Source organism: Ramlibacter sp. MMS24-I3-19, from assembly GCF_050320135.1.
Classification (GTDB): Bacteria; Pseudomonadota; Gammaproteobacteria; order Burkholderiales; family Burkholderiaceae_C; genus Ramlibacter.
Genome location: NZ_CP190017.1, coordinates 2,979,110 through 2,992,364, shown reverse-complemented (window position 1 = coordinate 2,992,364; position 13,255 = coordinate 2,979,110). Strand labels below are relative to the sequence as shown.

At 69.2% G+C, this 13,255-nt stretch carries 8 protein-coding genes; 2 read left to right on the top strand and 6 right to left on the bottom strand.

Features of this window, described 5'->3' with window-relative positions:
* Window positions 1–2: 2 nt before the first annotated feature.
* Both ACPWT1_RS14910 and ACPWT1_RS14905 read left to right on the top strand, forming a co-directional pair.
* Window positions 3–578 (top strand): type II secretion system protein, encoded by a 576-nt coding sequence (locus tag ACPWT1_RS14910; protein ID WP_427911936.1) that lies wholly within the window; start codon window positions 3–5, stop codon window positions 576–578.
* The gene (locus tag ACPWT1_RS14905; RefSeq protein ID WP_427911935.1) at window positions 579–1,325 is read left to right on the top strand and encodes a response regulator transcription factor; all 747 of its coding nucleotides are present in this window, start codon (window positions 579–581) and stop codon (window positions 1,323–1,325) included.
* A 10-nt stretch (window positions 1,326–1,335) separates the two neighbouring features.
* On the opposite strand, the gene ACPWT1_RS14900 is transcribed toward ACPWT1_RS14905, so the two are convergent.
* The 6 genes from ACPWT1_RS14900 to ACPWT1_RS14875 are packed head-to-tail and all read right to left on the bottom strand — an operon-like array spanning window position 1,336 to window position 13,253.
* On the bottom strand, window positions 1,336–1,923 hold the full coding sequence (locus tag ACPWT1_RS14900) for a lytic transglycosylase domain-containing protein (protein WP_427911934.1): 588 nt from the start codon (window positions 1,921–1,923) through the stop codon (window positions 1,336–1,338).
* Window positions 1,923–3,569 carry a c-type cytochrome gene (locus ACPWT1_RS14895; RefSeq protein ID WP_427911933.1) on the bottom strand — a complete coding sequence of 549 codons (1,647 nt, stop codon included), beginning with the start codon at window positions 3,567–3,569 and terminating at the stop codon, window positions 1,923–1,925. The genes ACPWT1_RS14900 and ACPWT1_RS14895 overlap by 1 nt, the downstream gene beginning before the upstream one ends.
* 14 nt (window positions 3,570–3,583) lie before the next feature.
* Window positions 3,584–4,207, bottom strand: coding sequence for an SCO family protein (locus tag ACPWT1_RS14890; protein WP_427911932.1), 624 nt, complete (start codon window positions 4,205–4,207; stop codon window positions 3,584–3,586).
* Between the two features lie 41 nt (window positions 4,208–4,248).
* Complete coding sequence (locus tag ACPWT1_RS14885; RefSeq protein WP_427911931.1) at window positions 4,249–5,199, bottom strand: outer membrane lipoprotein-sorting protein; 951 nt, start codon at window positions 5,197–5,199, stop codon at window positions 4,249–4,251.
* 15 nt (window positions 5,200–5,214) lie between these two features.
* The gene (locus ACPWT1_RS14880; RefSeq protein WP_427911930.1) at window positions 5,215–5,652 is read right to left on the bottom strand and encodes a hypothetical protein; all 438 of its coding nucleotides are present in this window, start codon (window positions 5,650–5,652) and stop codon (window positions 5,215–5,217) included.
* Complete coding sequence (locus ACPWT1_RS14875) at window positions 5,649–13,253, bottom strand: Ig-like domain-containing protein (RefSeq protein ID WP_427911929.1); 7,605 nt, start codon at window positions 13,251–13,253, stop codon at window positions 5,649–5,651. Before ACPWT1_RS14875 ends, ACPWT1_RS14880 begins: the two co-directional genes overlap by 4 nt.
* Window positions 13,254–13,255 lie beyond the last annotated feature (2 nt).

The following is a 13,255-nucleotide window of genomic DNA, read 5'->3' as shown; positions in this document are numbered from 1 at the left end:
CCATGAACAGCGCACGCCACATTCACACGCAGCGCGGCCTTGTCCTGCTGGCGATGCTGATCGGCCTGTCGATCTGGGCCGTGGTGCTCATGAAGACGTCCCAGATGTGGTCGACCATCGCCGAGCGCCAGCGCGAGGCGGAGCTCCTGGTCGTCGGCGACGAGTACGTGAAGGCGATCCAGCGCTTCTACTTCGCGCCGGCCAGCGGCGGCCGGCGGCTGCCGACCTCGATCGCCGAGCTGCTGAGGGACGACCGGTTCCCGCAACCCGTGCGCCACCTGCGCGAAGCCTATCCCGACCCGATGCAGCCGGATGCGGACTGGGGCCTGGTGCGCATCGGCAGCGGCATTGCCGGTGTCTACAGCACGTCGCGCCGCGTCCCGCTGAAGAAGGCGGGGTTCGACCGGCTGCACGAAGGCTTCTCGACCGCGCGCACGGTCCACGACTGGCAATTCGTCTTCCGCCCGCCAGCCCTGCCCTGGACTGGCTCGCAGCTGCCCAACACCGAATCCGCACAGCAGCCGGAGCGCCATCCGGCCGTGCCTGTCCAACCGCGCAAACCGACCAAGGGGAACTGAATGAGCTGCCGCATCCTCATCGCAGATGACCATGGACTTTTCCGGGACGGTCTCCGGGCCATCCTGTCCGCCGCACCGGGGCTGGAAGTCGTCGCCGAAGCGTGCGACGGCCGCGACGCGGTACGACAGGCGATCCTGCACTCGCCGGAGGTGGTGTCGATGGACATCCTCATGCCCGGCATCAGCGGCATCGAGGCCACGCAGCAGATCAAGCGACAGCGGCCGATGACGCGCATCCTCGCCGTCACGGAACAGAGCTCGCCCGAACACGTGCAGGAGGCACTGCGTGCCGGGTGCGACGGCTACATCCTGAAGTCGGCCCGCTCCAGCGAGTTCGTCGACGCGATCCGCTTCGTCTCCAGCGGCCGCATGTACATCCACCCGACCGTGTCGGGACACCTGCTGCAGAACTACCTGGCCGATCCCGACCAGGGCTTCCAGTCGTCCGGGTGGGGCGACCTCACCGACAAGGAGAGGTCCGTCGTGCGCCTGGTGGCCGAGGGGCACACCAACCGGTCGACCGCCGAGATCCTCAACAAGAGCATCAAGAGCATCGAGAAGTACCGCGCGAGCCTGATGGTCAAGCTGGGCCTGCGCAGCGCGACCGAGCTGGTGGTCAAGGCGATCGAGAACGGCTGGGTGGACAAGGAGCACGTGGGCATCGTGCACGTGACCGACGGCCACCGCGACAGGCCTTCGAAGCCTGCGCCGGCGCGGCACGCACCGAGGAACGGGTTGTTCACCTGAGGCCGCGCCTTCAGGGCGGTGCGAGCCGGCGGTACTGCTCCATGACGCGAGGCACGTACTGCAACGTTTCGGCATAGGCGGGAACCCTGCGTCCCGCACGTGCGACGGCCGCCTCGCCCGCGTTGTAGGCCGCCAGCGCCAGCTCGACGTCCTGGTCGAACTGGTCCAGCAGGTACTTCAGGTAGCGGCTTCCCGCCAGGATGTTGTCCGCCGCGCCGGCGGCTTCGGACGATCCGAACCGGCGCGCCGTGGCCGGCATCAGCTGCATGAGGCCGCGCGCGCCCTTGGGCGACACCGCGGCCGGGTCGTAGTTGGACTCCACCTGGATCACGGCATGGATGAGTGCCTCTGGCACGCCCGTCGCGGCGCTGGCCCGTGCGACGTCGGACGCGAAGCGTGCCCGCTTCGCCGCCGGCGCGCGCAGTCCCATGCGCTCTGTCGCACCTGAAAGAAGCTGGGGTGTCTGCGCCGTGCGCATCGTGGACAGCGTGACGACACCTTGCGCATCCACGCCCGAATAGATCTCCACCTGGAGGCCGAACGCAGCGCCGGACATGCACGCGCAGGCGAGCGCGGCGACGGCACGGGCAAGCAGCATCACCGAACCGCCGGCTTCGAGGATTGCTCGGGCACGATCCAGTCGCCCTCGGCCACCGGCGTCGACGAGCCGTCCTGCGGCAGCCGCACGAAGTAGCCTCCCTTGGAGGCGAACCGCTGTCCTGGCGCGAGGCTGAGGCGTGGATAGAAGCCGGTGACCAGGCGGTGGCTGAGCATCGTCTCGATGCGCTCGACCAGGTAGTCGCGCCGGAAGTTGTCCAACATGTCCGCCAGCGCCTCGGCGAGGATCCCGCAGGCGATGTACGTGTCGGTCTGCACGCGTTCGGCCGTCACGGGGATGTTGCCGATCTTGAACCAGCCGCGCGCGTAGCTCATGCCGGCGCGCCGGCGCTCGGGAAGGTCGACGAGGTACGTCATGTGCGTCATGCCGCGCCAGGCGCGCGGCAGCGGGGCCTCGTCCATGCCGGCCATCAGGCCCGAGACGTAGGCTTCGACGGGACGTGGTGCGGGCAAGGCCTTCAGGTCGGCCGGCCGCAGCCACAGCACGAGGCGGTCACCGGGCTGCGCGGTCTCCAGGGCCGACTGCAGGTCCGCGGCCCCGGCATCGGGGCCGAGCGGACGCGCCACCACGGACGCACCGCGTGCACCGATGGTGGCCGCGAGTTCGGCCGCTGCCTCGGCGCCGATGTCGCCTCGCCGGAACACCTGCACGACCCGGCTGCCCGGCCCCACCTCGCCAAGCCGGGCGGCCATGAGATCGGTCTCGAGGTGGATGCCGCGCGAGTAGTACAGCGAATAGAAGTCGCGCTCCGCCACGACGGGTGCATCCACGTTGGGGAACAGGCATGGAATCGCTTCACGCTCGCAGAACCGATGGACCGGCGCCCACTGGCGGCCGCCCAGGCCGGAGACGATCGCGAACACCGGCTCGGCGGCCGACTTCGCGCGCAGCTGCGCTTCCCAGGTGGACTCCGCGCCCTGCAGTTCCCAGACGTGCAACTGCCAGCGGCGCTGCACGCGGAAATGGATCTCGCGGTTGGACTGCAGTCGACGCGACCCGCCGCGGATGAACGCGTTCTTGTCGTCGAAGAACTTGCGCATCACCTCCAGCATCGCGGCCCTGGCGACGGGGTCTGCATCGGGCGTGATGACGGTAGCGAAGTGCAGCGTCTCTTCGGTGACGCCCGGTGTTGCGCCGGCGGAGAGTCCCGAGAGGTAGGTGGCCAGCGCGTGGATGTCGGCGTCGCCCAGCGCATAGCGCGGCATCAGGTAGCTGAGCGTGCGACCGGAAGGATCGACGCCGTCACGGATCGCGCGGGCGAGGGACGCTTCGTCGTAGCCCTCGCGATGCGCGCGGCGGTTGGTGAGCGAGGCTTCCCCGAAGTCCTGCAGGTACGAGGAGCGCGGACTGAAGAGGAACGAGCCGGTGATCGGCGGCACCGTCGTGCGCCCCTCGGACGCACCGAGGCCGCTGCGGCGATGGCAGGCCGCGCACGCCGCCGCCGCGCCCTGGACATCGAGACCCGCCTCGCGCTGGCCCACGAGAGGCCGGCCATCGGCCTGCACGCCCTGACGATAGAGCGCCGCGACGGAGGACAGCGATGCGTCGGCAATCTGGGCACGCGCGCCGCCTGCTGCCGCAACCACGGCGGCCAGCAAAGCGATGGCGCACGTGGCGAGCCGCATTGCGCCGGCCACCTTCAATGCACGTGCGACGCGTGGGCGAGCTTGGCGTACTGCTCGGCGAGGTCCGCGCCGGTGGCGAACCCGTCGATGCGCATCCAGGGCCGCCCCGGGGCCATGCGGATCAGCGTCAGCGGATCGTGCGCCATCTTGTCGCCCTGGTAGGCGCCGAAGGCCTTCTGCGCCTCGATGCTCGCGGCCACCGTCCCGGTGTAGTGCTGCCACTGGGGCCCCGCGCTGAACCTTCGCGCGTAGTCGCGCAGGCGTGTCGGGGTGTCCTGCTCCGGGTCGATGGAGATCGACACCATGTGCACCTTGCCGCTGTCGGCGCCGAGGCGTTCCTGCATCTGCGCGAGCGCCAGGCTCATCACGGGGCAGATCGTCGTGCACGTGGTGTAGATGAAATTCATCACCACGGGGCGGCCGTCATCGAGCTCGCGTGGCAGCGACACGGACTGGCCGTCCTGGCGCACCAGCTGCACGTCGGGCGTCGCGTAGTCGGCCATCCGGACCTTGAAGCCCGTGGCGGCCGGCGAGTGCATGCCATGGGCGTGCATCGCGGCGTCATGAGCACCGGCGAGCGGCGGGACCGACAGCGCGGCAGCAGCCGCGAGACACGCAAGCAGGGTCGAATTTTTCATGCCTTACCTCCAGAGCGGGACGGGGATGCCTGGCCGCCGGGTCACAGCGGCTTCTCGAAGCGCGAGGGCTCCAGCGGCGGATTGACGCGCACGGACTCGACGACCAGGCGCTCGTTCTGGCGCGTGCCTTCCACGCGCGTCTCCATCAGGTGCGCGACCTGGACCCCCGACTCCGCGCGCCAGTCGCGCAGGTAGGTGACCACCGGACGCAGCTTGCCGTCGAAGCGGCGCGGCGAGCCCTCGACCTTCGCTTCGAGGAAGGTCTGGCCGTCGACCCACACGCGGCGCTGCTCGCCACCGGGCAGCGTGATGCGCAGGCGGTACGTGCCGCGACCCTCGACCATCTCGGTGCCGTCGAGCGCCACCCGCACGCCCTTGGCGGCATGGCCGATCAACGGGCCGTCCAGCGGCTCGTCGCCTGCGGCAGCGCGCATCTCGTCCGGCGTGAAGGGCTCGGCCTCCTTGCGACCGAGGTAGGGCCGCACCTTCCATCCGTGTTGCCCGTCGTACACCTGCACGGCCGTCTGGCCGGCGAACGGGATTTCCAGGCGCATGCGGTGCGGCTTCTGGAGATCCAGCCTGTAGGGCAGCTGGATCACTTCGGGCGGCGGCGCTTCCTTCAGCGCGGTCAGCCGTCGCTCGACGCGGTGCTGTTTCGCCGTGGTGGCGACGTTGCCGCCGTCCACGCGCGCCTGGCCCGCGTCCATCCTGCCTTCATAGCTGATGGCGTGGATGGCCGCCCAGTTCGCGGCGCCGCCCCTGGCCTGCACGTTGCGCGCGACGATCTCTTCGGCATCGAGCGCAGGCAGGTCGGCCCGCGGCCCCACGGTCGGTTCGGCCAGCGGCCGCGGGGGCAGCTTCCTGGCGGCAAGCGCGGCCTTGGCCTGCTCGGCACCGAGCGCGCGCGTGATCTTCGGCTTCACGGTCTCCGCGTGCGCGCAGCCCAGGCCGAGCGCGAGCAAGACAGCGGCAGTCTTCGCATTGAACTTCACGGGATCTCTCCTTCCTCAATCGACCCGAAGGCCGTCCACCCGGAATTCGCCGGCAACGATGCTGACCGTGCCGCCCGTCTTCACGAGACGGCCGGGGTTGCCGAAAATCATGAAATAGGTGCGGCCGGCCTGGGGCACTGCGCCCTGGCGCAACTCGCCCACGTTCTCCATCGAAGGCACCGACAGCACCGTCCCCGTCGCCTCGTCCACGAGATAGGCCTTGCTGCGCCGGTCATTCAGTGCCGCAGCCTTCTCGGGATCCGCGATGCGGTACCGGAAAGCCAGCATGTAGCCCGACGACACCGGCTTGACGCCGACGATGTCGATGCCCCAGGTGCGCCGGTACCACACGTTGCGGGACGGCTGCCACGCCAGGCCGCTGGTCGCGCCGGCCGCGGCTCCCGCGGCGGCCAGCCCCAGCATCAGCACGATGGATCGCCGTCCGGTGCTCATGGCGCCACGTCCTGGATCGTTGCACCGACGGTGCTGGTGGCCGGCAGCTGGTAGTTGCCCACGGCAGCCTTCGACTGCGGATGCGCGACGGTCAGCGGCCCGAAGCGCACGTTGACGTAGTTGGCACCCTCGTCGACGGTGGTCCCGACCGCCATGTTCAGCACGGACGGCGGGTTGATCACGGCTCCCAGCTCCGGCGTGACGCGCGACCCGTTGCAGTACAGCCTCGGGAAGGCGGGCGCGACGGACGTGTTCGTCGCGTCGTAGCCCTGCGTGGAGGTCAGCACGCCGCTCACCGGATTGAGCTTCAGGGTCCCCGAAGCCGGCGTCGCGTCGCCCACCACGCCAAGGTCCCAGTAGGCCGGCGTGCCGGTGCACTGGCCGGTCGCCGTCTGGTCGGGCAGGCTCACGCAGTCCGCCGTGGTCCGGTCGGCCGTGTTGTTGGACGCGCAGAGCTGCGCATTCCCGTTCACCGCCTTGGTGAGGAACGAGCGGTTGGCCCACACGGCGTTGTTGGTCAACGTCGGCGAGGAGATGGCGCGCTGCGTCGCCGTCAGCCCCTGCGCGTTGTTCGGGATCGCACCGCGCAGCAGGGCCGACGTCGGCTGCGAGCTGATGCCCGCCGGCGCCGGGGTGCCCGTGCCGACCTGCGGGATCTGGCCGTCGCCATCGTTGGTCGACCCCTTCTGGATGCCGGTGACGACCGGTCCTGCCACACCCACTGCGTCGTTGGACGCGATGGTGTTGTTGCTGACCTTGCTCACCAGCGTGTCCAGCATCGAGATCCCGCCACCGGACCAGCCGGCCACGTTGTTGTCGATGATGTTGTGGGTGACCGTCACGGTGTTCCAGAGCCGCGTGTTGTTCGTGCGCTGGACGTCGGCGCCGTTGACCTGCTGCAGGCGGATGCCGCCGCCATGGCCGGCCTCGGCGAAGTTGCCGCGGATCACGTTGCCGTCGATCAGCACGTTCCCGGTGCCCAGCGACTGGGTGATCTCGCTCGGCGGCTCGCCGCCGACGAAGATGCCGCCACCGTGCGTGGACTGGGTCTGCTGGAAGGACTGGTTGAACAGCACCTTGTTCTGCACGATCTGGCCGCCCTGGCTGAAGCCGAGGTGACCGATGCCGCCGCCGTCGCTGCTGCTGTAGTTGCCGCAGATCCAGTTGTGGTCGACGCTGTAGCCGTCGGTGCCGGTGCAGATCGAGACGCCGCCGCCCGCGCCGCCCGTGGTGACCGGGCCCTCGACCACGCCGTTCTTGGTGATGGCGTTGTGGTGGATGCGCACGGACTTGTCGTAGCCGAAGCCCGCGATCTGCCCGTTGAACGCACCGCCGGCGTAGCCATTGGTCTCCAGGTAAGGCACGCCCACCCGCACGCCGCCATGGAAGGCGCCGGCATTGCCGTAGACGCGGTTGTTCGCGATCTCCAGGTTGTGGGCCCAGCCGTTGACGTAGATGCCGCCGCCCGAATCACCGCCCGTCACGCTCAGGCCGTCGATGCGGGACTTGGCGCACAGGAAGTTGCTCAGCTGCGGACGTGCCCGGGTGCGGGCGCCGTTCTCCAGGTCGAAGGCCACGGTGTAGGGCGCGCGGCCGAATTTGCAGTCGGCCAGCGTCAGCGGGGTGCCGTTGGCGCGCAGGCCCTTGGCCAGCACGGTGATGCCGGCGCCTTCCTCGGTGCCGAGCACCGAGGGCTCCAGCAGCACCACGCCGCCGGTGATCTCCTGGCCGGGGAGCGGATCCACCTGGGGAGCACCGGAGGGGTCGCCGGTCGCGGCGTTGATGCCGAACATCGCATTCACCAGCGGACGCCATGCCGCGAGCTTGGAGGTCGGGTACTTGGCGGCGTTGATGATGACGGACGCTGCGCCGACACCCTGCAGCCGCACCGGCTTCCACATCACCACGAGCTCGTTGTAGAAGCCCGCGTCGACCATCAGCAGGTCGCCAGGCTTGGCGTTGTCGATGGCGGCCTGGATCGTGTCGCCGTTGGCGCCGCGCACGTAGGTGGGCGCGGTCGCTTCCTGCGTGACGGTCACCGCGTCGATCGACGTCTTGCCCGCGCCCGTGGTGATCTCCAGCTGGCCCGACATGCCCGTGATGCCCGTCGGCAGCGCCGGCACGCGGACGGTGATGGAGCCATCGGCCCAGCTCGTGACGGCCAGCGGCAACGTGGTGGGTTGCGCTGCCACGCGGGCCGCGTTGCCGGTCCAGGTGAGGCCGGTCAGCCTGACCGTGCCGGTTCCCTGCGCGCCGCCGAACCCGTAGTGCCGCGACGTGTTGCGCTCGGCCGCGAGGCCGCCCGTGGCGAACGGTCCGGAGTACGCGGGGTTCAGCACCGACTTGTCACCGAGCGCCTGGATGGTCAGCGTGCCGCCGGCGACCGGGACGTACGGACCGATGTTGGTGGAGCTGTCCACGCGCAGGATCGCGGGGGTGGCGTCGGGGTACTCGCAGTCGGCCGGGTTGTAGCCGGCCGCGTGGGCGGCGATGGGCAGCACCGGCGTGTCCAGGTACGTGGTCTGGCCGGGCATGAAGGGCCACGTGTAGCAGAAGTTGCTGTAGGCCGGGTTGTACGCAGGGTCGGTGATCATGCGGACCTTGCCCGTGGCCGGATCGATGGCACCCGAGGGGTCCGGGATCGGGCCCGGGTCGTTCATGCAGTTGACCAGCATGCTGGGGCCGTAGCCGGACGGCGTCGGCGGGTTCACGAGCCAGCTGGAGGGCAGCAGCATGTTGAAGGTGCCCCACTGGTCGGAATACACCCGGCTGATCTCATGGCCGGCGAAGTCCTTGGTCGACACCGGAACGAACGGCACGGAGGCCTTCTCGCCAAAGTCCGGCGAGGCGGCGTTGAACTCGGACGCAGCGTCGTCCAGGATCATGCCGGTCACGTTGGCCGCGATGGGCGTCTGCGTGAAGACGAAGAAGTTCGCCTTGGCCTGCATCTGGTCGCCCAGCTTCACGAGCTTCTTGTCGCACAGCGGCCGGTCCATGCCTGCGAACGGCGCCACCTGCTGCACCTGCGGATAGACGCTCAGGTAGGCGGGCACGCGATGCAGGTCGCCCACGCATTCGGGCATGGCCAGGGCGGCACCAGTGGTCCCGAGGTCCGTCGTTGGATTGCTGAACAGGCCCGGGTCGCCGGTGGGCGTGTTGTTCAAGTTGGCGTTGTTCAGCGTGGCCTGGTCGGGCAGGATGAAGATGCTGCCCAGGCCGCCGAACTGCTGCACCACGGGCGCGATGAAGGCGTCGCCGATGAGGATGTTCTTGTCCTCTTCCTTCACCAGCTCGAAGCCGGTGGGCACCTCCACCTCCACCACGTATTCACCCGCGGGCAGGCTGACCAGCGTGTGGCCCGCCGCGATCTGCGCGGCCGTCAGCTTGTGCGCGGCGATGTAGGCCGCGCTCGGGAACTGGTACAGGCCGTCGTACGGCGCTGCCTGCATCTGGTTCCAGTTGTGGAAACCGTCGTAGCAGCGGAACTGGTCGCCCTGCAGGGTGTAGGTGGTGAACGGGTCGACCTTGGTGGTGTCGAAGGGCGCCTTGGCACCGCTCGCCGGTCCGGGCAGCTGCCCCGGGCACTGCATGTTCGCCTGGCGGCCGGGCGGATAGGCAGTCGACGGTGCGGGCACGCCGGCGGCGTCGCGCATCTTCTGGTCGGGCCCGAGCACGTAGGTGTTGCCGTCGGCGCCGTACACCGTGTTCACCCAGTCGTCCCAGCTGGACGTCATCGTGCTGTCCACCTTCACCAGGCTGGTGCTGCCGTCCATGTTCTTCTGGCGCTGGTACAGGTTGACCTTGACGCGCGGAATCAGCGGCTCCCAGATGGTCTGCACGTTCAGGCGCTGGTCGTCGAACGCGCGCGTGCTGGACAGCACCACGGTGCCCTGGATGCCGCCGTTCTCACCGCTGGCATAGGGCGCCTTGATCCATTCGATGCGCGTGCGCTGGCTGATGAAGCCCTGCGTGCCGTAGGCGATCGCACCAGGCGTCTCCGTGCGGATGCTGGATTCGCCGGTGGGGTACTTCGTCGACATCAGCCCCGCATAGGGACCGGTCGTGTCGACCGCACCGCCGCCGTCCACCACGATGTTCACGGACTTCTGCTTGTACCGGGTCATGTCGGACTCGGTGACGTACCAGTTGAACAGCGGGAACAGCTCGGGCAGGAGGCCGTTGCCGGTCGGGTCGGTGAGCGTCTGGTTCGAGATCGACCCATTGCGGTAGCGCACCACCAGGTTCTGGTTGGCCAGGCCCTTGGGCTGGCCGCTGCCGTCGTCCAGCAGCTGGTTCAGGTCCAGTTGCGTGAACCAGCTGAGCACCGGGACGTTGCCCATGTCCACCGTCTGCGGCGTCGTGGAGTCCGGAACCGTCAGCGAGGCGACCTGCATGATCTGGTCGAGCCACTGGTCGAAGACCTGGATTTCGTAGTTGCCCGCAGGCACCTTGTCGAAACGGAACTGGCCATCGGGATCGCAGGCCGTCGCGCCAATCGTGGCACCCGTGCCGCCCGAGGGGTTGAGCGTGATGTAGCAGTTGGTGCTGCTCAGCATGTCGTACGACCCCGCGTCATACAGCGTCGTGTTCGACGGCCGGGACATGTGCAGGTTCGTGATCTTGCCGAGCACCGTGTGCGGACCGACCTGGTTGGTGCGCGCCTTGTAGGCCGCCACGTGCGCGGGGTTGACCAGGCCCACGGTGGTGTGGAAGCCGGGCGGCCCGAATTCCTGGAAGTAGACCGGCTCGTTGACGCCGGTGAACGCGTCCTGTGCAGGCGTTCCTTCCAGGGTCTCGGTCTGCCACCACACCTCGCCGGCGGCCATGCGCGCGGACGACGGGTGCACGATGACGTCGTAGCGCGCCGGCGTGAGGTTCTGGATCAGCGCGTGGCCGGCGAGCGCATAGCGGGCCGGATCGCCGCGGTAGCCCGGGGGCGCGTTCGGACACGTGTACACCGCACCCACGACGTTGTTGCCTGCGGCCGCGGCCGCTCCCGTGTTCTGCTCGTTGGGGCAGCCAGGCGAGCCGAGCAGCGCGTTGGTGATCGGCATGTTGAACGCGTCGTAGGTCTGCTGCCCTGCCGGGTCACCGGTGCGCGCGGCCGGGTCGCTGAGGATGACGCTGAAGCCGCCGAGGCCGACCTCGCCCTCGTCGTACTGGCCGTTGGCTGGCGCGCTGTCCTCGTAGACGAACACGCTCAGCTGCGCGGGAACGAGGGGCGTGCGTTGGAGTGCAATGGTCACCGGCGGGAAGACGCTGTTCTTCGCGTCGACGTTCGCGGCGCCCATCATGTGGCCGCAGGGATCGGTCGCATCGATCGCGTTCGCCACCAGGGGATGGCAGTCCTTGGCGATGTCGAACTTGCGCGTGGTGGTATTGCCCGAAGCGTCGGTCACGTCGACGGGGCCGCCGCCGCCATTGAGCACCGGATTCTGTGCATCGCCTGGCAGTACGGAGACGTAGTAGTGGCGGGTGGGATCCAGCAGCACGTCGGCGAGCGAAGTCGGCGTGGCCGTGTCGACGTCACTGAACTGCGCCGAAGCCGCGTCCCAGGTCTGCTGGCCCGAGCCGCAGCTGACCGCTCCCACGCAGCCGCTGGCGACCACCGGGTTGTACGAACGGTGGAAGGACGTGCCGAGCGTGCGCGTGGTGAGGCTCGGCGTCGCCGTGATGTCGTGCTTGAACGTCAGGTCCTCCTGCAGCACCCAGCGGTAGTCGTTGAGCGGCGTGCCCGTCTTGGCGTCCACCACGTTCAGCTGCAGGCCGCTGCCGGTCGCGAACGACACGTACACCGTGGCCGGCTCGCTGGTCGTGCCTTGCGAGTTGACGACGCGATAGGTGAACTGGCACGCGCTTGCGCCCGTCGCCGGCGTGGCCACGAAGGAGCCGTCGGCCTTCACCGACAGCTTGGTGCAGGCCAGGCCGCCCGCGCCATTGACGACGTTGGCGGTGTCCACCGTCAGCTTGTAGTTGGTGGGATCGCTGTCGTTCGCGAGGAGGCCCGGGCTGGACGCGCGGAACAGCGTGGCCACGTTGCTCGAGAAGCTGTCGTCGCGTGCGACGGGCTGGCCGTCGGAGCCCACCTTCAGCATCACGAGGGCGATGTTGGTCTGCCCGTCGTTGCCCGAGTACGCGAACATGTCCATGCCGTGGAAGCCGGCCTGGGGCGTGTAGACGAACGAGCCGTCGGGACTCAGGACCAGCGTTCCATGCCGCACGCCCTGCACGACGGCGACGGTCTTCACGCCGACGTCGTTGGTCTTCACGTTGCCGTTCAGCACTGTGGCCAGTGGCGCGCTGAAGGCGTCGTTCACCGCGTAGGCCGTGGCCGCAGCCGGCACCGTGCCTGGCGAGCCGGCACTCGCGCCGGCGCCGTTCACCAGGAGGTAGCCCTGCATGCCGCCGTCGACGTGGTTGTCCGTGGAGAGGCTGCCCTGCCGATCGAAGACGGCAAAGGTGGCCGGCTTGTAGGCGCCGTTGTCCGCCGCCGGCGACACGATGACGTCGTGCGTCTTGCCTGCCGTGAGCAGCACCTCGTTCTGGACCTTCGGCTTGCCAGGCGCCACGTTCCCGTCTTCGGCCATGAGCGCCATTGGCAGGCCGACGATGGACGGGATGTGGGTGCGCAGGCCGGCATTGGCCATGCGCACCAGCACGTTGCCCGACGCGAACTTCTCGCCCACGTTCCACGACGACTGCGCCGGTGCGGTGCGGTCGAACGGCTGCCCGTTGATCAGGAAATAGGTGGGCGTGTAGTTCACCGCGGCCGGGAAGCAGTTGGGCGTGCATCCGGGGTCGTTGGGCCGCAGGTTGGCGGTGATGTCGGTCCCGGCGCGCTCGGCCCGGTCGACCTGGGCGTTCTGCGCAGGGTCGATCTCGCTGAACAGCAGTGCCGCGTCCGAGTCGTACGGCACGCGGGCAGTACTCCCGGCGGTGGGCGGATAGGCATCGCCTGGCGTGCACACGCCGGCCTCGACGAAGGGGGACTTCGTGACGACGAGCATGCCGTACAGGCCCATCGGCGCCTCGATGGAGGGCAGCGTGCCGGTCTCGTAGATGTAGGTGCCGGGCTTCAGGGCCGTCCACACGAGCGTGGCCGTGCCCGATGCCGGGGCCGCCGTGCCGAACGAGGCGATGCGGCTGGGTTGCGCGGGCGGCACGAACGGGATGTCCACCGGGCCGCCGTTGGACGGGAAGGTCGAATGGGTCTGACCGTTGTGCGGCGGACTCGGCATCCGCGTGCCGTTGCCCAGGCCGCCGCCCAGTTGCCCGAGCACCACGATGGACGTGGGCACCTTCAGCGTGTTGGACAGGTTGATGGTGAGCGTGTCGCCCGCCGGGACCGTGATCGTGGGCCCGGGCGCCCACTTGCCCGTGCACGTGGTGCCGCCGCCCGCGGTGCTGCCCGCGGAGGCAGTGCCATCCGCGTTGGGTACGGCCTGCCCGCAGAACTGCCACATCGGGATGCTGGCCCCGTTCGGCATGGACGCGGTCGCGCGCTGCGCCGTCAGGTTGACGGTGGTCGCGGCGCTCGCCGTCGTCGCGGCCGCCCACGCCAGGAGCGCGATGGCCGCAGTGAGTTGCAAAGTCCTCGTCATGG